The sequence below is a fragment of the Endozoicomonas sp. 2B-B genome, from assembly GCF_053470045.1.
In genome coordinates, this window is sequence record NZ_JBLZMU010000001.1 from 6,756,882 (window position 1) to 6,782,589 (window position 25,708).

27 protein-coding genes are annotated in these 25,708 nt (G+C 46.4%); 11 read left to right on the forward strand and 16 right to left on the reverse strand.

Annotation, left to right across the window (positions count from 1 at the left end; genetic code table 11):
* The first annotated feature begins 40 nt into the window (after positions 1-40).
* Positions 41-1,605, forward strand: a protein-coding gene (locus tag ACOMHB_RS24205) for an IS3 family transposase (RefSeq protein WP_448215008.1) whose coding sequence is annotated in 2 segments (ribosomal slippage) — positions 41-494 and positions 494-1,605 — 1,566 coding nt in all. Because the reading frame shifts where the segments join, the coding sequence is not laid out codon by codon here.
* 19 nt (positions 1,606-1,624) lie between these two features.
* Here the strand turns inward: ACOMHB_RS24205 and ACOMHB_RS24210 are convergent.
* Positions 1,625-2,281: a hypothetical protein gene (locus tag ACOMHB_RS24210; protein ID WP_448218571.1), complete on the reverse strand. Its 657-nt coding sequence runs from the start codon at positions 2,279-2,281 to the stop codon at positions 1,625-1,627.
* 387 nt (positions 2,282-2,668) lie between these two features.
* On the opposite strand from ACOMHB_RS24210, the gene ACOMHB_RS24215 reads away from it, so the two are divergent.
* The 3 genes from ACOMHB_RS24215 (at position 2,669) to ACOMHB_RS24225 (ending at position 5,548) form a co-directional block, all read left to right on the forward strand.
* The gene (locus tag ACOMHB_RS24215; protein ID WP_422139147.1) at positions 2,669-3,067 is read left to right on the forward strand and encodes a hypothetical protein; all 399 of its coding nucleotides are present in this window, start codon (positions 2,669-2,671) and stop codon (positions 3,065-3,067) included.
* A 166-nt stretch (positions 3,068-3,233) separates the two neighbouring features.
* Entirely contained in the window at positions 3,234-4,112 is an 879-nt protein-coding gene (locus tag ACOMHB_RS24220; protein WP_448218572.1) for a protein kinase family protein, read from the forward strand.
* Between the two features lie 383 nt (positions 4,113-4,495).
* Positions 4,496-5,548, forward strand: a complete 1,053-nt coding sequence (locus tag ACOMHB_RS24225) for an RING finger protein (protein ID WP_448218573.1) — start codon at positions 4,496-4,498, stop codon at positions 5,546-5,548.
* Positions 5,549-5,752: 204 nt separating this feature from the next.
* Here the strand turns inward: ACOMHB_RS24225 and ACOMHB_RS24230 are convergent, their stop codons facing one another.
* The 6 genes from ACOMHB_RS24230 to ACOMHB_RS24255 all read right to left on the reverse strand — a co-directional run bounded on the left by ACOMHB_RS24230 (position 5,753) and on the right by ACOMHB_RS24255 (position 11,448).
* The gene (locus ACOMHB_RS24230; protein ID WP_448218574.1) at positions 5,753-6,403 is read right to left on the reverse strand and encodes a DUF29 domain-containing protein; all 651 of its coding nucleotides are present in this window, start codon (positions 6,401-6,403) and stop codon (positions 5,753-5,755) included.
* Positions 6,393-6,959 carry a DnaB-like helicase C-terminal domain-containing protein gene (locus tag ACOMHB_RS24235; RefSeq protein WP_448218575.1) on the reverse strand — a complete coding sequence of 189 codons (567 nt, stop codon included), beginning with the start codon at positions 6,957-6,959 and terminating at the stop codon, positions 6,393-6,395. Before ACOMHB_RS24235 ends, ACOMHB_RS24230 begins: the two co-directional genes overlap by 11 nt.
* Before the next feature lie 55 nt (positions 6,960-7,014).
* Positions 7,015-8,250 (reverse strand): RNA-binding domain-containing protein, encoded by a 1,236-nt coding sequence (locus ACOMHB_RS24240; protein WP_448218576.1) that lies wholly within the window; start codon positions 8,248-8,250, stop codon positions 7,015-7,017.
* Between the two features lie 108 nt (positions 8,251-8,358).
* Entirely contained in the window at positions 8,359-9,762 is a 1,404-nt protein-coding gene (gene dnaB, locus ACOMHB_RS24245) for a replicative DNA helicase (RefSeq protein WP_317144729.1), read from the reverse strand.
* 113 nt (positions 9,763-9,875) lie between these two features.
* Complete coding sequence (locus ACOMHB_RS24250; RefSeq protein WP_448218674.1) at positions 9,876-11,090, reverse strand: RNA-guided endonuclease InsQ/TnpB family protein; 1,215 nt, start codon at positions 11,088-11,090, stop codon at positions 9,876-9,878.
* A complete protein-coding gene (locus ACOMHB_RS24255) occupies positions 11,002-11,448 on the reverse strand; it encodes an IS607 family transposase (protein ID WP_448218675.1) in 447 nt (148 codons plus the stop codon). Before ACOMHB_RS24255 ends, ACOMHB_RS24250 begins: the two co-directional genes overlap by 89 nt.
* On the opposite strand from ACOMHB_RS24255, the gene ACOMHB_RS24260 reads away from it, so the two are divergent.
* From ACOMHB_RS24260 to ACOMHB_RS24280, 5 genes are all read left to right on the forward strand, one after another.
* Complete coding sequence (locus ACOMHB_RS24260) at positions 11,389-11,583, forward strand: hypothetical protein (protein ID WP_448218577.1); 195 nt, start codon at positions 11,389-11,391, stop codon at positions 11,581-11,583. The two genes, ACOMHB_RS24255 and ACOMHB_RS24260, sit on opposite strands and share 60 nt — an antisense overlap.
* A gap of 373 nt (positions 11,584-11,956) precedes the next feature.
* On the forward strand, positions 11,957-12,178 hold the full coding sequence (gene tatA, locus ACOMHB_RS24265; RefSeq protein ID WP_422135677.1) for a twin-arginine translocase TatA/TatE family subunit: 222 nt from the start codon (positions 11,957-11,959) through the stop codon (positions 12,176-12,178).
* Positions 12,179-12,188: 10 nt separating this feature from the next.
* Positions 12,189-12,482 (forward strand): Sec-independent protein translocase protein TatB, encoded by a 294-nt coding sequence (gene tatB, locus ACOMHB_RS24270; RefSeq protein WP_422139151.1) that lies wholly within the window; start codon positions 12,189-12,191, stop codon positions 12,480-12,482.
* Positions 12,483-12,516: 34 nt separating this feature from the next.
* Complete coding sequence (gene tatC, locus ACOMHB_RS24275; RefSeq protein ID WP_422135679.1) at positions 12,517-13,263, forward strand: twin-arginine translocase subunit TatC; 747 nt, start codon at positions 12,517-12,519, stop codon at positions 13,261-13,263.
* Positions 13,264-13,526: 263 nt separating this feature from the next.
* On the forward strand, positions 13,527-14,765 hold the full coding sequence (locus ACOMHB_RS24280; protein WP_448218578.1) for an ATP-binding protein: 1,239 nt from the start codon (positions 13,527-13,529) through the stop codon (positions 14,763-14,765).
* 130 nt (positions 14,766-14,895) lie between these two features.
* Here the strand turns inward: ACOMHB_RS24280 and ACOMHB_RS24285 are convergent, their stop codons facing one another.
* The 6 genes from ACOMHB_RS24285 to ACOMHB_RS24310 form a co-directional block, all read right to left on the reverse strand.
* Complete coding sequence (locus ACOMHB_RS24285) at positions 14,896-16,950, reverse strand: PhoX family protein (RefSeq protein WP_448218579.1); 2,055 nt, start codon at positions 16,948-16,950, stop codon at positions 14,896-14,898.
* A 390-nt stretch (positions 16,951-17,340) separates the two neighbouring features.
* Positions 17,341-17,787 (reverse strand): 50S ribosomal protein L9, encoded by a 447-nt coding sequence (gene rplI, locus ACOMHB_RS24290; protein ID WP_317144724.1) that lies wholly within the window; start codon positions 17,785-17,787, stop codon positions 17,341-17,343.
* Positions 17,788-17,818: 31 nt separating this feature from the next.
* Positions 17,819-18,691 (reverse strand): YybS family protein, encoded by an 873-nt coding sequence (locus ACOMHB_RS24295; RefSeq protein ID WP_422139152.1) that lies wholly within the window; start codon positions 18,689-18,691, stop codon positions 17,819-17,821.
* Positions 18,692-18,727: 36 nt separating this feature from the next.
* Complete coding sequence (rpsR, locus tag ACOMHB_RS24300; protein WP_034835335.1) at positions 18,728-18,952, reverse strand: 30S ribosomal protein S18; 225 nt, start codon at positions 18,950-18,952, stop codon at positions 18,728-18,730.
* 94 nt (positions 18,953-19,046) lie between these two features.
* The gene (gene rpsF, locus ACOMHB_RS24305) at positions 19,047-19,466 is read right to left on the reverse strand and encodes a 30S ribosomal protein S6 (protein ID WP_422135683.1); all 420 of its coding nucleotides are present in this window, start codon (positions 19,464-19,466) and stop codon (positions 19,047-19,049) included.
* Between the two features lie 149 nt (positions 19,467-19,615).
* Entirely contained in the window at positions 19,616-19,762 is a 147-nt protein-coding gene (locus ACOMHB_RS24310) for a hypothetical protein (RefSeq protein ID WP_422135684.1), read from the reverse strand.
* Positions 19,763-19,800: 38 nt separating this feature from the next.
* On the opposite strand from ACOMHB_RS24310, the gene tamA reads away from it, so the two are divergent.
* On the forward strand, positions 19,801-21,534 hold the full coding sequence (gene tamA, locus ACOMHB_RS24315) for an autotransporter assembly complex protein TamA (protein ID WP_448218580.1): 1,734 nt from the start codon (positions 19,801-19,803) through the stop codon (positions 21,532-21,534).
* Complete coding sequence (gene tamB, locus ACOMHB_RS24320) at positions 21,531-24,821, forward strand: autotransporter assembly complex protein TamB (RefSeq protein WP_448218581.1); 3,291 nt, start codon at positions 21,531-21,533, stop codon at positions 24,819-24,821. Before tamA ends, tamB begins: the two co-directional genes overlap by 4 nt.
* On the opposite strand, the gene ACOMHB_RS24325 is transcribed toward tamB, so the two are convergent.
* The 3 genes from ACOMHB_RS24325 to ACOMHB_RS24335 all read right to left on the reverse strand — a co-directional run.
* On the reverse strand, positions 24,822-25,115 hold the full coding sequence (locus ACOMHB_RS24325) for a HigA family addiction module antitoxin (RefSeq protein WP_422135687.1): 294 nt from the start codon (positions 25,113-25,115) through the stop codon (positions 24,822-24,824). It abuts the gene before it with no gap.
* Positions 25,115-25,450: a type II toxin-antitoxin system RelE/ParE family toxin gene (locus ACOMHB_RS24330; RefSeq protein WP_448218582.1), complete on the reverse strand. Its 336-nt coding sequence runs from the start codon at positions 25,448-25,450 to the stop codon at positions 25,115-25,117. Before ACOMHB_RS24330 ends, ACOMHB_RS24325 begins: the two co-directional genes overlap by 1 nt.
* A partial coding sequence (locus tag ACOMHB_RS24335; RefSeq protein ID WP_448218583.1) for an NAD(P)-dependent oxidoreductase occupies positions 25,369-25,708 on the reverse strand: 340 nt, incomplete at its 5' end. The genes ACOMHB_RS24330 and ACOMHB_RS24335, both read right to left, overlap by 82 nt.

Sequence of the window (25,708 nt, forward strand, 5' to 3'; positions counted from 1 at the left end):
TAACCAATAAAAGCTAGACAGTGGGCGATGGACGTTGAATATGCCTCGTTTTTCAGAGGAACGTAAATCAGCTGTTTTGAAAAAACTGTTACCACCACACAATCGCTCTGTGCCGGATGTTGCCAGAGAGGAAGGTATCAGCGAACAAACCCTGTATAATTGGCGTAAAAAACTACGGGACAAAGGATTACCTGTGCCAGGGAACGAACAAAAATCAGAACAATGGTCTGCTGAAAGCAAGTTTGCCGTGGTCGTCGAAACCGCTGCTTTGTCAGAAACAGAGTTAAGTGAATACTGCCGTAAAAAAGGGCTTTATCCTCAACAAGTCAAGGAGTGGAAGCACGCTTGTATTTCAGGTGCTGTTCAGGCTTCTCAGCGTGCAGACCAGGAAAGCAAGCAATTAAAACAAGAGCGTAAGCGCAATCAGAGCCTTGAAAAAGAGCTTCGCCGTAAAGACAAGGCGTTGGCAGAAGCTGCAGCCCTGCTGGTGCTATCAAAAAAGCTCGATGCCTTCTACGGGATAGACAGCGAGGACAACTGACACCTGTCGATAAGCGCCGCCAACTGCTGACATGGTTTGATGAGGCTATAGCAAACGGCGCTTCTCGCTGGAAGGCTGCTGAACAATTGGAAATATCCCTGAAAACACTGAATCGCTGGCGCGATGACAATGGTGCAGTGTTAACGGACAAACGCCCGGATGCCTTGCGCCCGGTACCCTCTAACAAACTGACTGAGGAAGAGGAGCAACGTATTCTGACTATCAGTAATGAAGATGAGTATGCGAGCCTGCCACCATCGCAGATCGTGCCAGCCCTTGCAGACAAGGGAGTATACGTTGCTTCTGAATCTAGCTTTTACCGTGTGTTGAAAAAGTATGGTCAGTTGCACCACCGCGGTCGTTCAAGAAAGCGATCGAAAAGCAACAAGCCGACAACCTATGTTGCTACTGGCCCTAACCAGGTCTGGTGTTGGGACATCAGTTACATACCTTCCAGGGTACGCGGCCAGTTCTGGTACCTCTACCTGATACTGGACGTTTACAGTCGTAAGATTGTTGGTTGGGAGATTCATAGCCGTGAGTCTGGTGAGTTAGCCAGTGAACTGATTAACCGGACAATGGTGGCTGAAAAATGCACTAAAACACCGCTTGTACTGCACTCAGACAATGGGGCTCCAATGACGTCGAGTACCTTTAAGGCCAAGCTTGAGGAATTGGGCATTATTCCCTCTCATAGTCGCCCAAGGGTGAGTAACGATAACGCATTTGCAGAATCGATCTTTAAAACGGTGAAGTACTGTCCTCAGTGGCCATCTCAAGGTTTTCTGACGTTAGAACACAGTCGACAGTGGATGCTGAAGTTTGAGCGCTTTTATAACAATGAACACCGCCATAGCTCAATCCGCTTTGTGACACCTGCGCAACGGCATGAGAAAAGAGATCAGGAAATCCTGAATCACCGGAAACAGGTGTATACCAAAGCGCGAGAAGCTAATCCAACGCGCTGGTCAGGAGTTATCAGAAACTGGGAGCCTGTAGGTGCGGTTGCACTGAATCCTGAGCGGTTGTCTGAAGCAAGAATTAACGAGAAAAAGGCAGCCTAAAATTCAGTTTTCGGGACAACTATCTTGAAAAACTCCGTAAACTACAGACATCAATATGTGAATGGTCATAACATTTATACTTTTTTTTGCTTGCTCCAGCTTCAGTATCTTCTTCAGAAGCTTTTCCTTCATCATCACTGCTGTCACTAAATCCACCCAAAGCATAGTCACTATCATAATTATGATAATCAGGGCCTTCGACTACTGCTGATCCTTGATTACGACCAAGATTGGCTCGGCCCAGATAATAAACTTTATCAGTGTTGAAGTGCGTCCGAAAATATTCAGTCAACAATTGCAAAACAGACGTAAAGTAAGCCTTACTCCTGGCCCCCATTTCAATGAAATTTGATGGTCGGAGTCTCATATCAGGGGGAGTATTCACTGCAGTAATTTGGAACCTGGCGGTCACTCTCAGCTGACCATCAACAGTCTGCTCGTCAATTCCCAGAAATCCGTCAGATGAATGGTGATCCCTGTTAAATGACCATAATGAAAACTCTTCAAGATTGAAAAGGCTTCTGGAGGAGCTCCCCCCTATAAAGGTTTTGAACATTTGCATGAGCGCTAATTCTGTCAAAGGCAGGTAAGCGTCGTATCTGTCATCTCCGGAATAGCCTGTACAAGGAAGCATCATGGTAACCAGGACTAACACTAACCGAATACCTTGCTTCATGTTATCGGGCCTTTCTCAGCAATGCGCTCATTGAACTTGAGTTCGATTTAAAAAAGACAAGAGCCCCGGCGATTTAACCATCTTTCGGTTGCAGACTATAGATAGCTGACAGGGCTCCTGCGCCTATGATGAGTGTATTCTATGATGTTGATGGTTTCTGTCTGGTTTTAAACAAGAATGACATAAACAACCAACATGCAATACCAAAAGACCTCCTGTTATATCGAAAACCCGCCGTATCTGGCGACAGAAACTTTAACCAGCTTCCAACCATGATCTATGGACTTGTTTCTTTGGTTGCTTTGATGATGGTCATTTTTATTTGGAACCTTCTGGGCTGGGTGTTGTCTAATTTTTTTAAGGTTTCACAAAAAGGGTCTAGAGTCCATGAAAAATAAATTTACGCTAATGATATTGATGGCAACACTGGCAATTAGTGCGGAGGCTGTATCTGAAACTTGCGATATAGTTTTTGCTCATAATAGAGTGAATATAAGCACTCTTGATAAAGCTGAACTACTGGCAGCTCTTTATAATAGAGCTAAACCTCAAGGATTGGGAATGCTCCACTATGATCCTGCTCCAATGACTGTAGATCAAGCCAAAGAGCTATTAAGCAAGCGAGCTTCTCATGAATTATATTTTGATTATCTCGCTGGGCGTGTAATGAAAATTGATATTAGTTCTGATGTTATGAAAACACGTTTATACAACAGGGATAATGGAGAAAATGCAGCAGAAAAGGTAGCTTGCGCATTAAAACCATCCAAAAAAGATGAGTTCTGACATTAGAAATCCTATCAAATCGCCTGTTATTACGCAGCCATTTGAATCCAATATGTTTATTGGGTTCAAATGGTTTTTCATGTTTTAGTAGCATTCGTTATTGATTGCAACATGACGCCAGTTTCAGAGTCTGTGCCACAGGGATGAATTAAATCAGGGAGTTAATATGGATATTTCAGGCTTAGCCTCTAAAAGGATGAAAATTGATGTACAAAGTAAAAGTGAAGATAAGTGTTTTCATGGCTTTGCACAGGGATGTATACCAAAAGCTCATATGTTCGAGTTTAAAGATAAAATTGATGGTGGCGCATGCGGTGATGTGTATCGGTCAAAGTGCGTAACTGAACGTAAATGTGATATAGCCATAAAAGTTATTCCTTTGATAGGTTGGAAAGCGGAGAATGCTATTGATGAGAAAAAGACGATACAAACCTTAATAGCCAATCCCCACCCTAATATTGTTGAATACTTTGGCGTTCTGGAAGAAGATGACAAAATGTACATTGTGATGGAATTAGGGAAAAGCAACCTCTATCAATTTTTAGATGAAAACTTCTCAAAATTATCAGTTTCACAATTTCATGAAATTATTTTCCAAGTTCTTGAGATTTTAAATCATCTTGAGTCGATAAGTGTTACGCAAAGGGATTTCAAACCTGAAAATATGATTTGTCTGAAAAATAAAATAAAATTAATCGATTTTGATAGCGTCCATAAAAAAGGAACACGTTTTTATGAGCCTCCATCATCACGCCTTATCAATGCTGCACTATTTTTATCAAAAATACAGTTGAAAATAAAATGTGGCGCTCTAAACGATAAATATTACGAGTTAACTTATAAGTTTAACGATGCTTGCTTCTCAGATGATTTCAACGAGTCTGATGCAAAAGCTTTATCTGAGGATCCTGATATCTGGCATGATCAGCTTCCTTTAGAAACACGACAATTATTAAGCAGAAGTTTCATTAATGAAGAGTCTAAGCAAAAACAAGTTATAAAAATGCGAGACAAAATTTCACCCAGGAGCGAGCTTGTTTTTTAGAACCTGTAACCTTTGCAGTAAGGGTGGCGAACACAACATGCCAACCCTTTGCCTGTATTTGTTATCCTGGCAGCCCCGCCGTCAGCGACAATGTTGATAGAATTTCGAACGAGAATAGAGCAACTAAAATAGTGCTATCTCCGATCACAGCCAAGGCTAGCGTGGATTTTGGCTCGTGAATCATCCACTGGAAAAATAGAAAAAACTTTCACACTTCTTCCGACTAATGCCAAAGGCAGTCGACTGGATTTTTTTTTAGGCTTTGCTATATACTCTGAACACTTTTGATTTAGTAAATAAAAATGCGTTTACTTACCTTTTGCCTATGTTTTTACTCAAGCACTTTGTTTGCTTATTTCGAAGAAATTCACATAGAGAATATTGTGAGAATTAATTCTGTATTGCTCCCAGTTATAACAACCATTAATTACTTACAGCTTAAGGAGCACTATAATCTGGGATTCGATCAGAATATCAGGCCTTTTCACCTTACGACGTTGTCAGTAATTTCAACAATTCTTACGAAAGACTACCTGATTGATAGAATATTTGCTTCAAGACATCTTGATCGTAATTCCAGATCACTGAAACCAAAAATTATTAAAAGTAATTATGCTTATGGCATCATTTTAGAATTTGAATTACTGAATAAAACATTATTGCAAAGTGAAAATAATTCAGACTGTATTCAGATATTGAACAATTCAATTATTTACCCTGTTTCTATTGACGGAAAATTAAAGTTAAGCATAGATTTAAAAAACATATCATCAGAGCATAACCTCATGCATTTAGATTCAACATATGGCCAAAAAGGGGATTGGTGGTTTGAAACTTCATGCATGTCAAATAAAGATAAAAATTTAGAAAAAGAGGAAAAAGCAGAAAAAGCAGTTAGTGTTCTTAACAGGTTTGTTTTAACAAATGTTTGCATTGAGCTAAAGAATCCCGAGAAATTATTGCAAATTGAAATTTTATCAAAATACAGTCTAAACGTAGTGACGGGAGAAGGGCTCAGTAAGTTTATGACTATCAATATGGGTAACAAACGAGCAAAAACCCAGCTGTTAAATATTTGTAATTTACAGCATGGGTACTTTGAACTTTACCATAGCAATGAGCCTGATATTAAATCAGCGTTGCAAGATTACATCTTGAACTTACATTTTCTGGAAGCTGATAACGAGAGAGAAAAGAGCTGGTTGAATACATTGTACATTTTAGGTCATTCTTTTGGCTATGGAATTGTTACTTACGTGTTTTCATATTTTGTTGACTACGCAAGCTTTTATCTTTTGGCTGAAAGTTGTGCAATTTGTTTAAACCAAGTCCAATACCCGGGAGCATCAGCTTGTGTGTACCACTGGTTTTGCACACTGTGTTTAAGTAAAGCGAGAGCAGAACATCCTCGAAGCTGCCCATTATGTGGTATATAAATGCCTCACGCTTGTAGCAAGGGTGGCATACACAGTGAGCCAACCCCTTATATCCTCACCGACATGCCCAAGAATTTGTCGCAGATTTTCCTTCCTCTTACTTTTTCCTACTTTTTCTTGTAGAAGGTTCACGCTATTGACTCAGCCATTGGGTGTAGTCGGTTTTGTATAAATCAGTCATTGTCAGCCTCCGGCAGCCAACCTTCAGTCGTCGATATTGACGCCATTTAGCGGATACCAGTCTTCAGTCATTATTTGCTCGTAAGACCACGGGCACTGATCCGGGAAACTATTTTCATTTAACTTTTGATTTTTATTAACATAAATATTCATTTCTTTAATCGCATCTTTTTTACCGTCAGGATATGTACTGTTTAGTACATCTTCTATTTGTGGTTTTAGACAAGGATTATCCGCAATAAGTTTGTTAATGTTGTTTCTTGATCTGTTGATAGTAATTAACCATACCCTTGGTACTCTTTCAGTTGCTACAGTGCCTATTAATACACTTGTTTGATAATCACATTTCAGAAGATGAGTTATCAAAGTAGCTAAACGATTTTTTAACTCACGAATATGGTCCTTAATGCCCAACTCCAGCTCCCCCATCAAATTCTCTATGTCAAGCTGGTCAAACTGTCGCTGAGCAAGTAGCTCCCGCTGTAGGGTAAGCCATTGGTGATAATCTTTGTCATACAAGTTTTCCATAAATACCTCCATTGCCCTAACACTGTAGGCAATTAACAGAAGGGAATCAAAATGAATTACCAAAGCACAGATGCCTTTTTCAATATCGACAGACCGGGTCCAGTCTCTGCACGCAAGAGCGTTAATAACTTCCTGCTTATTCATCATCAAAATTGACATAAGCATCGGGGGCAAGATTCTCAAACCGGGTGTACTGGCCAATAAAGGCCAATCTTACTGAACCGATAGGGCCGTTACGCTGCTTACCAATGATGATCTCACCAATACCCTTAAACTCGGTATCCGGGTTATAGACCTCGTCACGGTAGATAAACATGATGACGTCGGCATCCTGCTCAATCGCTCCGGATTCACGGAGGTCGGAGTTGACCGGACGCTTGTTGGGGCGTTGCTCCAGAGACCGGTTAAGCTGAGACAGCGCAATCACCGGTACGTTGAACTCCTTGGCGATGGCTTTCAGGGATCGGGAAATTTCCGAAATTTCGTTGGTACGACCTTCGCTGAAACCGGGAATCTGCATCAGCTGCAGATAGTCGATCATAATCATGGCCATGTCACCATGCTCACGAACCACACGACGGATACGGGAACGCATTTCTGAAGGACTGATGCCTGCGGTGTCATCAATAAAACAGCTGTGAGCCAGAGTCTTAATTTCGTGTTCAGAAAGCTTTTCCCTGCCAAAAACGGGCAGCGTCCTCAAATGAGCGCTTACTGCCCAACAATATGTCGCAGATTTTCCTTCCTCTTACTTTTTCCTACTTTTTCTTGTAGAAGGTTGTCTTGAGGTAGTCTTCCGTTAGTTCAAAGTGCGGCTCGTTCCCGTTATATTGTTTCAGGAGAGGTACGATTTTAGTTCGCACACCCATTCCCCTGGCATCGACATAGCCGTAATCCCTGAGAACCTCAACTACAATAGGATTTCTCGGAGAGCGCTGACCCGCCAACATTTTTTCGATGGTCATAGAATTCTGTAAAGTGCCGGGGCTGATTAATTCCAGACGGTCATTATAGATACCTATTTCAATATCGACAGACCGGGTCCAGTCCCTGTGCGCAAGAGCGTTAATAACCAGTTCCCTTACAGCTGCTTTAGGGTAGTACCAGCGCCTTTCCCTGCGAAAGTGACTGTCTATTTCTCCAGACTCTTCGCTGATATAGGGTTCAATCAGATCAACGAGCCTCTCAATAAGCCCAAAGTGCATCTCTGACAAACGACGCTCACCCGCTTCATCTTCTTTCCAGAGTCCAACCAATGGAAAATCCAATATCTTGTCAATCTTCGATTGATAGGTTTTATCTTCTCCATCAAACGCAACTACCCTGATTCCGGACTGCCTCAAATAACGTCTGGGGGAAGTACCAAACAATACCATACCCGCAACAGTACAAACTGGAGAGCTGATACCCTCAGCCATAAACCCTAATCCAATTAACCGATTAACCCATGAAGACTTATTCTGGGGAATATCAGGGTCTGCGAGAACATTTTTCAGATAATCAGACAGTCGTTCATGATCCAGAGAGTTATAGCTGGAGCCTGCTACAGGCAAAGCTTCGGTATGGAGCATTCCGCCGCTGGCAAACAATCTTGCCTGTTGCTCTCTTGTGGCTCTTCTGGATGTTGAACCAACCCGAATAAAGACATCTTCACGGCCTTTATGCCTTAACACATAGGGTTTTGATACCCCTTCCGTAAAGCTGACCACAGCAACACGGTTATCAGAATCAAGCTGAACTTCTTCGTAGTAAGGCAGTAACATGGGATGAACTTTATCTGCAATAGCGTTCATCACCCATTCTTCTAGTCTGTCTCGTGCTATACCGCTAATGGAGCCGTCATCTTCCACACCCAGTAGCAGCATACCTCCTTTGAGGTTAGCCATCGCTACTACTTCTTCAGCAAGCTGCTCAGGACGAATATCATCTCGCTTGAATTCAACGCCTGAGTTTTCGCCATTGGCAATAATTTCCAGTAGCTCTGATTTGCGCATATTCAATTAAATCCGTACTTTTTACGACGTTGATTAAAGGCAACCTTTCCTCCTTCGAGAATATCAGTCGCAAATTTCTGAACAGGTTCGACACCTATAACTTCCTGCTTATTCATCATCAAAGTTGACATAAGCATCGGGGGCAAGATTCTCAAACCGGGTGTACTGACCAATAAAGGCCAATCTTACTGAACCGATAGGGCCGTTACGCTGCTTACCAATGATGATCTCACCAATACCCTTAAACTCGGTATCCGGGTTATAGACCTCGTCACGGTAGATAAACATGATGACGTCGGCATCCTGCTCAATCGCTCCGGATTCACGGAGGTCGGAGTTGACCGGACGCTTGTTGGGGCGTTGCTCCAAAGACCGGTTAAGCTGAGACAGCGCAATCACCGGTACGTTAAACTCCTTGGCGATGGCTTTCAGGGATCGGGAAATTTCCGAAATTTCGTTGGTACGACCTTCGCTGAAACCGGGAATCTGCATCAGCTGCAGATAGTCAATCATAATCATGGCCATGTCACCATGTTCACGAACTACACGACGGATACGGGAACGCATTTCTGAAGGACTGATGCCTGCGGTGTCATCAATAAACAGTTTTTTGTCCTTGATTTTCTCCACCGCTGACACCAGCTTCGGCCAGTCGTCTTCTTCCAGCTTACCGGAACGCACTTTGCCCTGATTGATTCGGCCCAGAGAGGACAACATACGCATCATCAGCTGCTCAGAGGGCATTTCGAGGCTGAAGACCATGACGACTTTTTCGGTATTTAGCAGGGCGTTTTCGACCAGGTTCATCGCGAACGTCGTTTTTCCCATCGACGGCCTGGCAGCAACAATAATCATATCCGACGGCTGCATACCCGAGGTCATATTGTCCAGATCACTAAAGCCTGTGGTGATACCGGTGATGGCATCACCAGCGTTAAAAAGCTCATCAATTTTCTGAACCGTGTTGTCCAGGATTTCCCGAACACCCACCGGGCCACCGGTTTTGGGGCGCTCTTCAGCGATGTTGAAAACCAGTCGTTCAGCTTCATCCAGTACTGTCTGGCTGTCCCGACCTTCCGGATTGTAGGCGCTTTCAGCCATCTTCTGACTGGCATTGATCACCTTTCTGAAAACAGAACGCTCCTGAATGATGCCGGCGTAAGCCTCAATATTGGCAATACCGGCAACATTGGCCACCAGCTCGGTGATGTACACCATACCACCGGCCTGTTCCAGTTCGTCCTGATTCTCCAGGGTGGCGGCCAGTGTCAGGGGGTCAAAGGGAAGCGTCTCATTCGCCGATTTAGCCATCGACGAGAAAATAATTTTGTGACGGGGATGATAAAAGTCGTCAGCCGTGATCTTGTCGGCCACTTTATCCCAGGCTTCATTATCCAGCAGCAGGCCACCGAGCACAGACTGCTCCGCCTCAATGGAATGAGGAGGGGTCTTCAGGCTTACGGTTGCTTCATCAATGGGCAGTTCGCTTTCTTGGGGCAGTGCTTCCAGCATGATTCATGAATACCAAAATCGGAGCTTACAGAATACAGCAACTTGATGGGTGACTAAACTCTTGATTAAAACCGCAACGAGCGCAACGCTCGCTGTTATGGCTAAGGTTCAAGCTACCTTGTCAAACACTTAAGAAAGACATTTCTGGCACCGTTGATATCACGATCAACGGTGAAGCCCTCACCCTTAATAATTTTGGAAGAACCTAATTTTTCGTCAATGGTACCGTTCCATGATCGAGTCTTGGATGTATAGGCTTCGTTGCAATCAACCACATGCTTTCCATACTTTTTTGCGTACCACTTAAGCCGCTTTTTGAATGGGTAGTGATTGAGGTCAAGCATCTGGCGGCAGGTGTTACGGCGAATGGTGCGAACCTTCTTATCTTTGCGTGTGACCATACCTCTTGTCTCAAAGGTTGGCAAAAATACAACGTCGTACTTCGACACCAACTCGAACGCCAGCCGGTTATGCAGATCAAGAACAATGTCATCCTTTTTGCATTTCAGCCGGTCAATTTCCCTGTTGAAATGAATAATCCGATCTCTTGCCCACTGGGGCATATCGGGGAACTCAACGCCCTTCTGCGTGTTCAGGATTTTTTGCTTTTGACTGATCAAGCTGTCCACTTGCTTCATCAGTGGGAACAGCTTTGTTTTTGCAACGTTATTACCCGCTATCAACGCCTCTTTTTCGCTGTAGCAAGTGGCAAAGGTGCGAACTCCGGGGTCAACTCCAACGCATCTAACCTTCCCTTGGATTTCGGGATTTAGTTCAATATGTTGTTGAACCTGAATGAACCAGCGACCTTTGTCGTAGGTTATGACACAAGACTTGCCAATCGCTTCTGCTGGCACATCTTCTGTCAGGTGAATCTTGCCAAGAGCCTGTACGCAGGGATTTAATCCCTTTGGCAAACGGTCAATAGAGAATGAGTGCCTGCTACCTTTGCGGCTTTTGAAACTGATTTCTGCAAAGCCCTCTTTAGCTCCCTTGAGCTTCTTGTTGTGCTTGCAGACCGCTTTGAATGTAGCCGCTGCCGCCAGTGTTCCATTATCAGAAACAAGCGAGTTATAAGCCCTGCCACTTTCTTTTTGCTCTTGCTTCACTTGAGCTTTAATGGCAGGTCGCATGTTGATGAATTTTCCGCTGGCATCTTTATAGTCATCGTTGCGGAAACGCTCAACAGCAAGGTTGTACGACCTGCGATAGAGTATCAGGGCATCGTGATAGGCTTGCTCATTCTCTGGGTAAAACCTGATCTTTTTTGACGCTACTATCTTTGCGTCCTTTGCGTCTTTTAGCAGATCGCTTCCCGTAGTGGCTATTGCAGAATGAGGTAATGAAACCGATAAGCTCTTGGGTGTCGAATGACTCACTGGCGTTATCCGGGTCATCCAAAACCTCGATGTGTCCTCCCGATAATTCAACAAGCCATTTGATGAGTCCAAACCCTGATCGGGCAAGGCGATCTTTTGTGGGGCGATCTTTTGTGGCAACCACAATATGGGTTGGATTTCCGCACACCGGTGATTCCAGAATGGTTTGCAGTCCTTTTCGCTTAAAGTTGAAAGCACTGGCAATGTCGCTGATAAATTCTGCGTCAGGATGTTTTTGGAGTAAGATATGCTTTTGCGTGTCGATGCTGGATTTTTGCTTTCCAGAACTGACTCTTGCATAGCATATCTTCCTTTACTGGCTAATGAATATGCGGAAGTGACCACCACTGGTTTGCTTCACTTTTTCGTAGTGACCGCTTTCGATCTTGCGCCTTATAGTTTGGCTGGTTACGCCTTCAATCTTGGCGAGCTTTGTAGCTGAAACCCACAAGATAAATTCACTTTTTAATGACTTATCTTGTGTCTAGCAGCCTGTCGGACTTAAGACTGTCCTACTGCGGTTGCAATAAATTGGTCTAAAAATCCCTGTTTCTTCGTCAAATAGCTCGCTATTCTCCTCAGAAACAGAGATTTTTATCCTCAATTTCTTGCAATCCTCGCTACGGACGCTTAAGTCCGACAGGCTGCTAGCGTAATTGATTTTGCGATTGTTGCAATTTTATTTGACTGCTGAAGCATTCGATTTGATTGAGGGTGAATCCCAAGTGTCCAGAACAGTCAGGGACTTGTCATAATTTCTCCATAATGAAACGCTATAGTGACCATTTTCAAAGAATCATAAAGGAAGAATCACTATGGGCCTTGGCGGTATCAGTATCTGGCAACTGTTAATCGTACTTTTGATCCTTGTCATGCTGTTTGGCACCAAACGACTTAAGGGTCTTGGCAGTGACCTGGGTGGAGCGATCAAGGGCTTCAAGAAGAGCATCAGCGATGACTCAAGTTCAGCAGAAATCCCTGCGGGCAATAGCCAGGACACCGAAAAGAGCAGGGAACTGAGTCATAACAAAGCCTGAGGACTTCAGCGTGTTTGATATTGGCTTTGCCGAACTGCTGGTTATCTCAGTGCTCGCCCTGGTGATTCTGGGGCCTGAGCGCTTGCCTTACGCGATAAAAACCAGTCTGCAGTGGATCAACTATCTGCGCAGCAGCGCCAGCACTATAAGAGAAACGGTCAATAGAGAGCTAAAGGTCGATGAGATCAAGCAGGATCTTCAGCTGGAGGAGCTGAATCAACAGGTTCGATCTCTAAAACAGGAAGCAACCGTAGCTACTGAAAACCTCTCCAAACCATCCGATTCCAAAATAAAGGCAGCCTGAACACTGCCTCTATTTGATGCCTGCCGAGACATTTATGAAGACTGAAACCCCAACGGTTCAATCGGAACAACCCCTGATTCAGCATCTGCTTGAGTTACGTACTCGTGTGCTGAAAAGTATGGTGATTACCCTGCTGTTCTTTGTCGGGCTGTTTTACTTTTCCAATGACATTTACGAGCTGGTTTCCGAGCCTCTGCGCCTGCTAATGCCCGAAGGCACCAGTATGATAGCCACCGATGTAGCCTCCCCTTTCTTTGCTCCGTTTAAACTCAGTCTTGTGCTCTCCCTGTTTATGGCCATTCCCTTTATTCTCCATCAGGTCTGGGGATTTATTGCTCCCGGCCTGTACAAGAATGAAAAGCATCTGGCCATTCCATTACTCATAACCAGCGTCATACTCTTTTATACCGGTGTCGCTTTTGCCTATTTTGTGGTGTTCCCACTGATCTTTGGTTTCTTTACCACGACCGGGCCTGAAACGGTCACCATGATGACCGACATCAGCAGCTACCTGAACTTTATTCTTAAACTGTTTTTTGCCTTCGGGCTGGCCTTCGAAATCCCTGTCGCAACGCTGTTACTGATCTGGTCTGGCATGAGCACCGTTGAATCCCTCTCCAGGAAACGTCCTTATATCGTGGTGGGCTGTTTTGTGATCGGTATGCTTCTGACACCACCCGACGTTATCTCCCAGAGCCTGCTGGCTGGACCTATGTGGATGTTGTTTGAACTTGGACTTTTGTTTGCCAGGATGACGCCTTTTATGAAAAAGTCTTCTTGAGAACGACCCTGCGCCAAGGTCCGTATTTATCGGGAAAGCCTGGCAAGATTTAAAGCGATAGCAGGCCATTTTCGGCCTGCAAAAAGCCATATACTTAAGCTACCAAAAGACCGATATAACTACTTGTTTTTAATATATAAAAAAGTAGAAAAAGAAATAAACCGACATTTGGCCGGAAGCTAAATAGGCAATTAGACGCTTTATAAACCGTCAAATAGACGCTAGAGTAATAGACAATTAGCCGAAACTTGAAACACCTTCTGATGCCAAATTTCCCACGCTACTTACAACCAAAAATAGAAGAGGCCTTGCAGGATACTCCTGTAGTCTGCCTGCTCGGGGCTCGTCAGGTGGGCAAATCAACTCTTTGTCGGAAGCTTTACTCTGAGCGAGTTTACCTGACCTTTGATGATGCTTCTGTATTGCAAGCCGCCAAAGACGACCCAGCTGGATTTGTACAGAACCTGCCTGAATACGTGACATTGGATGAAGTCCAACGGGTTCCAGAGCTGCTCTTTGCCATCAAGGCTGAAGTTGATCGCAATCGCAAACCTGGCCGCTTTCTGCTGACAGGCTCAGCCAACTTGATGTTATTGCCCAGAGTCAAAGAATCGCTTGCTGGGCGTATTGAAATTTTGCATCTGCATCCACTGACAGAAGCGGAAAAAGAATCAACTCCTCCCGTCTTTTTACAACGACTCTTCACACAAGCCCTGTCTGCCTCTATCAAAGGTGAGCAAAAAGAAATTCATGGTATCGCTGAACGGGTTTGTCGGGGCGGCTTTCCTGAGCCCAACACCCGCACACCCCATCGTGCAGGACAATGGTTTAATCAGTATCTTCAGACCATTATTCAAAATGATATTCGGGATATTGCCAACATCCGTGACGAAGATGAAATGCTGAAGCTGGCTGAGCTGCTATCTCTTCGTACTGGCAATCTGCTCAATACCAGTAGTATCGCCACTGACCTGAAAATACGACGCGAGACCACCGATAAATACATCGGTATTCTGGAACACCTGTTTCTCTTCTACCGTTTGCCAGCATGGCATAATAATGCTGCCAAACGCCTGATAAAAGCACCTAAAATTCATATCGCAGACAGTGGGTTGGCAAGCAGGCTGAATCGACTGAAAGCTGAAGAATGGCAGCACTATTCGACCCCCTTCGGTCCCATTCTGGAGAGTTTTGTAATACAGCAGATAAGAGCTCTGACCGAATGGCTGGATGACCCTGTCCACCTCAGTTATTACCGGGATAAAGATCAGGTGGAGGTAGACCTGGTCATCGAACACAATCGTGATATCTACGGTATAGAAATTAAAAAAGCTATCAGTATTCAGGAAAAAGACGGAGAAGGCTTAAGGCGACTTGCTGACCAGGCCGACAAACACTTTAAAGGTGGCGTATTGATTTATTGTGGTAACAATGCACTGCCACTCAAGACAAAAAACTGCATGGCGGTGCCACTGGATTGGCTCTGGCGCAATGATATATAAGTACCTGATCAGCTGGTTTTGTTCCGCCACCAGCCAATGGAAAACGACATAACAAAATGTTTTTCACAAAAAAAAGCCGATGAGCATTCCAATCATCGGCTTTGTCAAATTGGCAGTCAGGTGACGGCTATTAAACCCCCACTTCACCACCACCGTCTTTCATAACAACCACCGTGGCAGAACGCGCCCTGTTCGCACCACTTTCATCCTTTGCATCGGTTGACCCGGCGGCAGGCCAGTTCGATGGATGCTGAATATTCAGGAAGAAGCTCTGGTGATCCGGTGTAAACGCCAGACCAGTCACCTCACAACCATTTGGCCCGACAAAGAAACGCTTCAGTTGCTGCTGGTTGTCGGCGTTAACGGCTAACAAGTCCTCAGTACTAGTACTGCTTAGCTCAGATGGAATAATGGCCAGCATCTGGTCATTGGTGTTTTCATTGACACCACCGTCTGTCTGAATCCACAACAAACCACGGTCATCAAAGGCCAGACCATCCGGGCTGCCAAATTCATTGGCTTCATTCAATCCAGAGAGATTCACCAGGGCACTTTCAGATGCAAAAGAGCCGAACAGGAAGAACTCCCAGGTAAACTGGCTTGGATCAGCCCCTTCATTCCAGCGAATAATATGGCCATACTCATTTCCTTCACGAGGGTTGGCCACGTTGGTGTCGGTATCAGAATTGCCGTCCTGGTTATCACGATCAGTGTTGTTTGTCAGTGTCACATAAACAGAGCCGGTTTTCGGATCTACCGCAGTCCATTCGGGGCGGTCCATGGGGGTAGCGCCTACCAGATCAGCTGCACCCGGCGTGTTCAGGATAATTTCAGCCTGAGTCGTGAATCCTGAGATATCACCTAACCTTCCACCGTCTTTAGTGGTGGCATCGGGAGTCAGGGGCAACCACACACCCTGACCTTCCTCATCAAAGCGAGCGGCATACAAAGTACCTTCATCCATGTACTTTGCACCGGTGGCGAGACGATCTTCAGAGTCAGCATCTGCCGCGTCCCAGAGCTCTTTGGAAACAAACTTGTAGATGTACTCAAACCGGCTGTCATGGCCAGAATAGAAAACAACGGGCTGACCTTCTTCCAGTTTGCCAAATGAGCAGTCTTCGTGACGGAAGCGACCCAGAGCCGTCCGTTTAATCGCTTTAGCCTGTGGATTATAGGGGTCTATTTCTACAATGTATCCGTGACCATTAGCTTCGTTACGGAAATCCTCAGTCTCATCTCCGGAGCCCGGAGTTACATCAAAACGGGCAAACTCGCCGGTTTCGTTTTCGTCAGAAGATAGAACAGTATCCCAATCATAACGGGTCCCCCTGGAACTGATACCCAGACGTATTTGTTCTTCAGTCCAGTTAGACGGGTCATCGGAACGGGTAAAATAGCCAGGCCAGTTTTCTTCACAGGTCAGATAAGTCCCCCAGGGAGTGTGACCATTACCACAGTTATTGTTGGTGCCCCGGGCAAGGGCTTTATTCCCTTTTTCATCCGTGTATTTGGTAATCAGCAGATCACTGTCTGCCACCGGCCCGGTCAGATCCATTTCAGAGCCTGCAGTGTAACGCTTGTTGTAGTTGCTGTTTTTAACCACATCCCAGACGCCATCAGTCAGTTTGATGTGAACCACTGAAACACCATGAGCGTTAATTTCTTTGCGAACTTCCTCAGCAGGACGTACACCATTATTGTCAGTTGCCCCATTCGGATGCAGTCGCGTCTGATCAATAAACTCATGGTTTATACACAACAGACCTTCAGTACTGCTGCCTTCAAGGGGGAAGAAATGCATCCCATCATGCATCATGCCAGTAGCATTCGCCTGATCGGTGGAACTGTTGGTGCCATCATCTTTCCACTCTGCCGCTAAATCATTCAGTGGCGTTCCCCACGGCGCCAGAACCTGAGCGGAGTAGCCAGCAGGTACAGACACAGCATCGGTCTTGGAGCCGGAAATAGAGTCAAAGCCAAGAGAGAGCTCTGATGAAAAAACATCGTCAGAGTCGTCATCGTTACAGCCCGTTAAACCAAAGCTGGCCAGTGCACTAAATGCTGCCAGCGCACCCCCACGTTTCAGAACACCGCGGCGGGAGAGTTCTTTTTCCAGCACTGCCGAGATCGGCCTGTTATCACTGGAGTTATACACCGTCGGATCAAAAGTATATTTGCTCATGTAATATCTACTCGTTCAAGCCAGCTTTATTTGTTGTGTAATATCCTCTAAAGCAGGCTCATTAAACGACACAAGAATTACAGTGAAATGTATTTAAGATGACAGATTTAATACCAATCGTGCTTTCTAACTCCCGTGATGAGCATGGAGATTTGAGCCTTAAGACAAGGCGGCGTGAGGAGTCATAGCCTTAGCTATGGCGACGATCGCCAACGCAGAATTAAGGCTCAAATCTTCAGCGCAATAGGGAGTTAGAAAGTTCGATTGGTATAAAACAATCTTTTGACTGAAATGACGGCGAATGAAGAGGCAGGACAAAAGGCACATAAAAAAATACCCGTGGACCTAAGCCCACGGGTATTTTTCTATCAGGCGTGGTTACAACCGAACTTATTCAGCTTCAACGAATACCTTGATAGTCGCTGCAACGTCGGTGTGCAGCTGGATGGCGATGTCGTATTCGCCAGTAGCGCGAATGGGACCTTCGCCCATGCGAATTTCGCTCTTGGCTACTTCAACGCCAGCACCAGTGATGGCTTCAGCCAGATCACGTGAGCCGATAGAACCGAACAGCTTGCCTTCGTCGCCCGCTTTGGCGGTCAGGGTCAGTTCGATTTCAGCCATTTCAGCTGCGCGCTTTTGGGCAGCAGCCAGCTTTTCGTTAGCAGCCTTTTCCAGCTCGGCGCGACGAGCTTCAAAAGCTTCAACATTTTCCTTGGTAGCAGGCACAGCCTTGCTGAAAGGAATCAGAAAGTTACGACCGTAACCGGCTTTAACGGTTACCTTGTCGCCCAGGTTGCCAAGGTTGGCAACTCTCTCAAGCAGGATAACGTCCATCGCTAGCCTCTTACCTTATACCTAGTGCCTGTCAGCCCTGAATCTGCTTACTCACGCGGTTGCGAAAATCAAACAGACTGTCAAGACAAGCAGTCAAAACAATAACCGGGTATGCCAGTTGCGTAAGGGTGATCAACAGCATATACAGTCCAATCAACCAGAAGCTGCCCCGTTGACGCAGTTTTACCAGCCCATGGACCAGCGCCAGACCTGCAATAAACAGTGGCAACGATGCGATGGGTACCAGGGCAGTCATCACAGGTGACAGTGCCGACCCCATCAAAGTGATGGTCAGTAGACCTACCCCGACAGCTGCGGGTAACCGCACCTTGCGGAATTCTTCACCGAATCCTCCGGGGTTATAGAGATCGGCCTGCCAGGAGCGCGCCAGCATCAAAGCCAGGACACAAAACAGTATGTGCACCCAGGCCAGAGCACCCGCTACGCCGTACTCCAGGACCTGTCTCAGACGTTCACCCGGTTGCAGAGCCTCTAGACTGCTACTGCCCTGGAGACTCTTTTTCAGAAACTCCATCACAGTGCCAGCCATGACGCTGATCATCTGCGGTGATATCTGGTACATGGCAAAAGCCACGAGGCCTCCCAGCGGCACAACAGCCAACAGGGTTTTCGGCCATGAGACAGTCTGGCGCAGGACGCAAGCCAGCAACGCTGTGGTTGCCAACCCGATCAATACGCTGTACTGACCAAAGGCGGCCCAGGCTATTCCGGGTAACAAAGCCCAAATCAGGACTTTCAGTCCGTGGTCAATGCCGCGACGCAGTATCACCAGAGATACAATAGCCGCACTCAACCAGAAAAGCATGGGAATACAGGCAAATATGACCGCCAGAAACAAGGAATGTTTCGGGCTTTTCATTGCCAGTTCCGCCAGTTTACGCATCAAGCAATACCTTCAGTTCCAGAGTTTGCCGACTGATCAGTGACGATCAGTATATGGCAGCAGTGCGATGTAACGCGCACGCTTGATAGCTGTCGCCAGCTGACGCTGATAACGGGCTTTGGTACCGGTGATACGGCTTGGTACAATCTTGCCAGTTTCAGAAACATAAGCTTTCAGGGTGTTCAGATCTTTGTAATCAATCTCTTTCACGCCCTCAGCGGTGAAACGGCAGAACTTTCTGCGGCGGAAAAAACGTGCCATTGCAACGTCTCCTTGAATTCAACAAATGGTGATGTTCTTAATCCTGCCAGCCTGGGCTGAAACAGCCTTGAGCTAAAGCAGTATCAAGGACGACTTACTCGGCAGCTTCTTCAGCAGCTTCCGGAGCTTCAGCAGCTTCTTCACGACGCTCTTCACGACGATCTTCACGACGATCGTCACGGCGTTCACGTTTCTCTTCAGCCTGCATCATGATGGATGGCTCGGAAACGGCCTCATCACGACGGATCACCATGTTACGGATAACTGCGTCGTTATAACGGAAGTTATCTGTCAGTTCGTCCAGGATCTCATTGCTGCACTCGATATTCATCAGAACGTAGTGAGCCTTGTGGATCTTGTTGATTGGATAAGCCAGCTGACGACGGCCCCAATCTTCAAGACGGTGTACCTGACCGCCGTTTTCGCTGATAGCGCGTGTATAACGCTCTATCATGCCTGGTACTTGCTCGCTCTGGTCAGGATGTACCAGAAAAACAATCTCGTAATGACGCATTATTTGCTCCTTACGGGTTAAACAGCCTCCCACACTGAGTGAAACACAGGTTCCATTCACAGAGCAGTAAGGCAAGGAGATGGATCGGAGATGACAGTCACCTGAAAGATGCCTGCACACCACGCCCAGCTTACAAAGAGCGGAGGATTTTAGAGAAGTGTGACCATGGTTGCAAGAATTATAAACCGATGGCGGCCGACGTTAAAACGCATGAGAATCCGGGAATCTACTGCCTGACGCTGCTTTTTATTGAGATAGATCGACAGACCTTCTACGATATCGGTCAGTCCCGCCACTTTCTCTCAACAACTTTACTCTCAACAAATGGTCGCCAGTGGGTAAACTGAATAAATTTCTATCGATTATCGTACTTTTGCTTTCAGCCCTTCCTTCTGTTTGCCAGGCCCGATCCCATCTGACCTATGAGATTAAGGGTCTGGAAGACGGGCTGAAGCGGAATGCCGAACGCTTTCTGCAAACTTTGCCTGCTATTGAGCCCGGAGAATTGCCTGGCTATCAAAGCAGTATTCTTGAGGCCGTTCAGAAATCTCTGCAAGCCCTGGGCTATTTCAACCCAACCATTTCCATGAAGATGGATGGCAAAGATACTGACCAGCTCAAGATTCATGTTGATCCGGGACAACCCGTACTTATCCGCACCATCAAAATAGAACTGAAAGGAGAGGCCCGAAAAAACCGGTCGTTCAAGAGGATCGTCAAACGCTCCCCCCTTAAAAAAGGTACTGTCTTCAATAGCGGAGAATATGAAGAACTTAAAACGGAGCTTAACACCCAGGCCCAGTCTCTCGGTTTTTTCGACGCTCAGATGCAAACCCACAGAGTCAAAGTTTATCCACAAGAAAATGCGGCGGATGTCGAACTGGTTTTTGACTCTGGCAGGCGTTACCGCTTTGGGAACATTGTTTATAGAGAAATCCCTGAAAATACCCAAGCCCTGATCGAGAAAATGTTGACCTTCAAGCCCGGCTCAAACTATCAATCGGTTCAGCTGGGCAACCTGAACAAAGAGCTGGCCTCAACAGGCTATTTCCAGCAAATCGATATCCTCCCCATGCGGGATAAAACCGAAGACTACCATGTCCCTGTTTATATCGGTGTCATTCCCAAGAGGTATCATGAGATTGAAACCGGTGTCGGTTATTCTACTGACGAAGGCCCCAGGCTTTCTTTGACCTGGGATATCCCCATGATCAATGACAAAGGGCACAGCCTGACCAATGAGGCTCTGCTCTCAGCCCCAAGAGCCGAACTGACTTCCAGCTATAAAATCCCCTACGGCAACCCATTAACTGAATTCTATGACCTTCAGGTGGGTTATCAATATAAGCGACAGGAAGACACCATCAGTAACCTTGGATCGACGTCCATCCATAAATGGAAAAAAAACCCACATGGCTGGGACCGAGACCTGTTTTTAAGAATTCAATACGAAAGCTACAAACAGGGCCTTCAGAGTGGCGAAAGCTTTCTGGTCATCCCGGGCATTTCCATGACCCGACGCCACGCCAGAGGCGGGAAGCTCGACCCCCGGAGCGGCTACCTGATCATGTCCACGGCAGAATTTTCGGATAAGCTCTTTGCCTCTGATCAGAACTTTGTGAAGCTATGGGGCCGTACTAAAGGTTTAACAACACTGGCAGAAAAACACCGTTTCATTGGTAGAATTGAACAAGGTGCTATCTGGATAAACGACGTCAGCAAAATACCCCCTTCTATTCGTTTCTTCACTGGAGGTGACCAGACGGTAAGAGGCTATGACTATGAAAGCATTGCCCCCAAAGACGACAACGATAAATTGACGGGGGCAAAATATATGACTGCGCTCGGTGTGGAATACAATTACCAGTTTCTGGAACACTGGCGAGCCGCTGTTTTTGTTGACTACGGGACTGCCACCAATGACTACAGGGACGACTGGAAAACCGGAGTCGGCTTCGGCATCCGCTGGATAACCCCACTGGGCGCGCTGAGATTGGATCTGGCCTTCGCTGTCAGTGAACCTGGCACCCCTTATAGACTGCACTTTTCTATGGGGCCAGAAATATGAAGACGGCTCTGGGTATCTTAACCTCTCTTGTCACTCTCCTCTGCCTGATGCTGTTTTTGCTGCTGACTCATACCGGCAACCTCTGGCTGTGGAACCTGGCTCGCTCACAATTACCTGAACTTCACGGTGAATTGGTTCAGGGATCAATTTCCAACGGCCTTGTCTTCCAGAATCCAGGCTGGGTGGATCAGGATATGGCGTTCACAGCTAACCGACTCTCTTTGCAGTGGCAACCACAAATGCTGCTCGAAGGAAGACTGGTCATTGATGAACTGGGACTGGAAAATCTTTTAATTAAACTACCAGCGCCTGATAAAGCACAAACACCTGCCAGCGACGGACTGATATTGCCAGAGATAGAGCTACCTCTGCCCATCACTGTCAAAAAGCTGACTCTGGATAAAGGCACTTATGAACAGGGTGAGATTAAGGAAGAAGTCAGTAATATACTTTTGTCGTCTGATGCCCGGCAATCGCAAATCAATATCCAAGAGTTCAAGGTTGAACATGCTTTGGGCAAAGCCAGCCTGCACGGGAAAATAACACTGAGCGGCGATTATCCACTGTCAGCAACCGTTGAAATTCAACCAGCCTCCTTCGATAAAAAGCTCCAACCAGAAAATCTGAAGGCCAGCCTTCAAGGTTCTCTGGCCGACTATCAACTGGATGCCAGCGCCACGGCCAAATCCAATGTCCTGGCCACTTCCGGGACTCATAAAGAAATCCGGGTAAAGGTCTTACTCCAGGCACGGGGAGACCTTGAGCATATTGCGATCCATCGTCTCAATCTCTCAACCCCTGAAGGTGATGCAGATCTTTCAGGCCGACTGAACTGGACAAAGGGGATTGCCTGGAATGGGAAGGTGAATCTCAACAGTCTGAACACAGCCAGCCTCTTACCTCAGTATCCTGCGAGACTGGATGGCGTTATGAAAAGCCGTTTTAATCTGGACGGTAAAATCTGGCACCTGGTGATTTCTGAAATGGATATCACCGGAGAACTCAGGGACAAACCCGTCTCGCTCTCCGGCACACTGGACATCAATCATCTTTTTAACTGGAAGGTAGATCACCTCAATGCCAAAGTCGGTGAAAACCAGTTAAACGCTCATGGTCTTATTGATAAACAATGGGACATAGAAGCAGAACTCAATGCTTCAAAACTGGCAGAACTTTATCCCGGCCTTAAGGGTGAGGTGAAAGGTTTAATCCATGTATCCGGGAGCAAAAAGCAACCCAGATTGAACTTTCAACTGGACAGCTCTTCAGTTCGTTATCTGGACACAGTCGTCAAAGACCTCTCGGCAAAAGGTCAAATTGTAAAGAAAGAACAGATTCTGGGGCAGGCTCGCATCAGCATAGAGGCACTGAAACAGGGCACACACACGCTTAACCAGATCTTGCTTGAAGCCAGAGGCAATGAAAAACAACATCAGGTTCGGCTCTCAACCCAGGGTAAAGAGCTCAAGAGCATCATCACCCTGGCTGGCAGCTACCACAACGAACAATGGCAGGGACAGCTCACCCGCAGTGACCTGAACACAGAATTCGGAGATTGGTCACTGAAAAAGCCTGTTGATATCAAAGCCTCGGCAGCCAGCGCTTCATTCTCTGAATTCTGTCTGGAATCATCCCCTTCCAGTATTTGTGCTCAATCCAGCCACTTGGGCAAAGATTCAGGACTTCTCTCCTTTCACATTGAGCAACTCGCACCTGAAAGATTCAAAGCCTTTTTTCCCACCGATTTTGGCTGGCAGGCGATGCTTAACTCAAAAGGGGAAGCAAGCTGGCAGGATAACCAGCCGAAACTGTCGTTAAAGCTTTCTTCAAGCCCCGGAAAACTTCAGGCTTATGATCTGTCCGGCGATTACAGCCAGCTCAACATGGAAGCCAGAATCGTCAACAATCAGTTGCAAAGCTCCCTAAACTTCCTCTCAGACACGTTGGGACGCAGCCACCTGACCATAGCCGTCAATGATCTGAAAAACCGGAAAACCCTCAGTGGCCAGCTGAATATTGAGCAATTATTGCTGGAAATATTTGCGCCTTTCTTGCCTGAAGTTAGCGATTTGAAAGGTACTTTTTCTGCCCGGGGCCGACTGGAAGGCTCTCTTGCCAAACCTCTTTTTTATGGCCGACTGGCCATTGAAAATGGTTATGCCAATACCACACGAGACATTGTCAGCGTTTCTGAACTTAATACTTACCTCAATGTGAACGGTGACTCAGGCACAGTAGAAGGCAAAATGCAGGTAGGTAAGGGCTCACTGGATCTGGGAGGTCAGCTAAGCTGGAAAGATTTTCGGCAGCCTGCCGGTATCATCACCCTGAAAGGGCAAAACCTGGATGTTAAATACCCTGGCATGGGGGAGATCAAAGTTTCTCCCGACCTTAAGCTGACACTGTCTGAAAAGATAACACTGACGGGTATTATCCGAATTCCCTGGAGTCGCATTACCATCAACAGTCTTCCGGAGAGTGCAGTTTCAGTCTCAGATGATGTAGTAATAGTGCAGGAAGGACAAACTTCTGAGCTCCACGAACAGGCCTTACAGCTGTTTTCGATGAAGGTACGAGTCATACTGGGAGACGATATCCGGCTCAATGCTTTCGGTCTCAAAGCCAGACTGGCAGGGCATCTGGATCTTCTACAGCTTCCTGACAAACCCCTGGAAGGAAGCGGCACCATTAATTTAATTGAAGGTCGTTACCACCAGCTGGGCCAGGATTTACTGATCAAGGAAGGAAAAATCATTTTTCAGGGGCCTATCGATTCCCCCTATCTATTGGTCAATGCCATTCGAAATCCGGAAACCATCGAAGATAATGTTGAGGTCGGCATCAAGGTCAGTGGCTCTGTAAAAAAACCTGAGTGGACCGTTTATTCCAGCCCGGAAATGCCGCAACAGGAGCAGCTCTCCTATCTGCTGCGAGGCCGGGGTCTGGAAGGAGATGACAGTTCCGGTGTCCAGGCGATGCTGGTAGGGCTTGGTGTTTCCCGATTTGGTGGTATCGCCACATCGCTTGGTGAATCCTTTGGTTTCAGCGATGTCTCTCTGGATACTGAAGGCAGTGGCGATGATACCCGAATCACCATTGGTGGCTACATAGCCCCCGGTCTCCGCCTGCAATACGGTGCAGGGGTTTTTGACTCAGTCAGCGAAGTGAAAGTTCGCTATGAACTCATGCCCAGACTCTATCTTCAGGTCGTCAGTGGTCTGGCTCAGGCTGTGGATATTTTCTATCGCTTTACCTATACCCCTGATTCCAAAAAAGGGCCTGAGTGATCACGCAAAAGAAAATTTGAAAGGCTTCAGAGTATTGAGCTTTACTGACTGCTCTGATTGCCAGATGTCGTAGTTGTTCTGCATAACCAGCCAGCTTTCCGTAGTTCTGCCAATAACCATGGAAAGTCTTCTGGCCATCTCAGTGGATATAGCGCTTTTTCCCTGCAAAATCCTGTTCAAAGTTGAGGGTGAGACCTCCAGAGCCTCAGACAGTTGCCTGCAGCTAACTTTGGCTGGTTCCATGTAGGTTTGCTTTATAAACTCTCCCGGGTGGAGTGGATCGTGCATTCTCATCAGTGATAATCCTCGTAGTTCAATATGTATGCATTGCCATCAGTAAATTCGAATGTGATGCGCCAGTTTTTTTTAACTGTTATTGACCATACTCCTTTGCTGTCTCCTACCAGTGGATGAAGGCCGTAGCCCGGAAGGTCAATATCATCAATTACGTTTGCAGTGTCGATGGCTTGTAGCTGAGCCTTGACTCTTCTCGCGTGCATGGTCTGGATACCCGATGGCTTTCCAGTTTCGTAAAGGAAACTGACTCCTACTCCTGAAGAAAACGTATATAGTGCTCTGCCGCAAAATTGACCAGACGTTGTCTCGACTCGAGACTTCCCCAGGCGCAATGGGGAGTGACCATCAAATTTGGCAGAGACGTGCTGAGCAGGATATTTCCGTGTCTGGGGGGCTCCTCTGTCAACACATCAAACCCGGCGCCTCCCAGTCGTCCTGCTTCCAGTGCCGAAACCAGAGCACTCTCGTCTACCAGCCCGCCTCTGGCGGTGTTGATCAGAATAGCCCCGGATTTCATCAGTGACAGTCTTCTCTGATCCATCAGGTTGGCAGTGCTTTCACTCAAAGGACAATGCAAACTGACGACATCT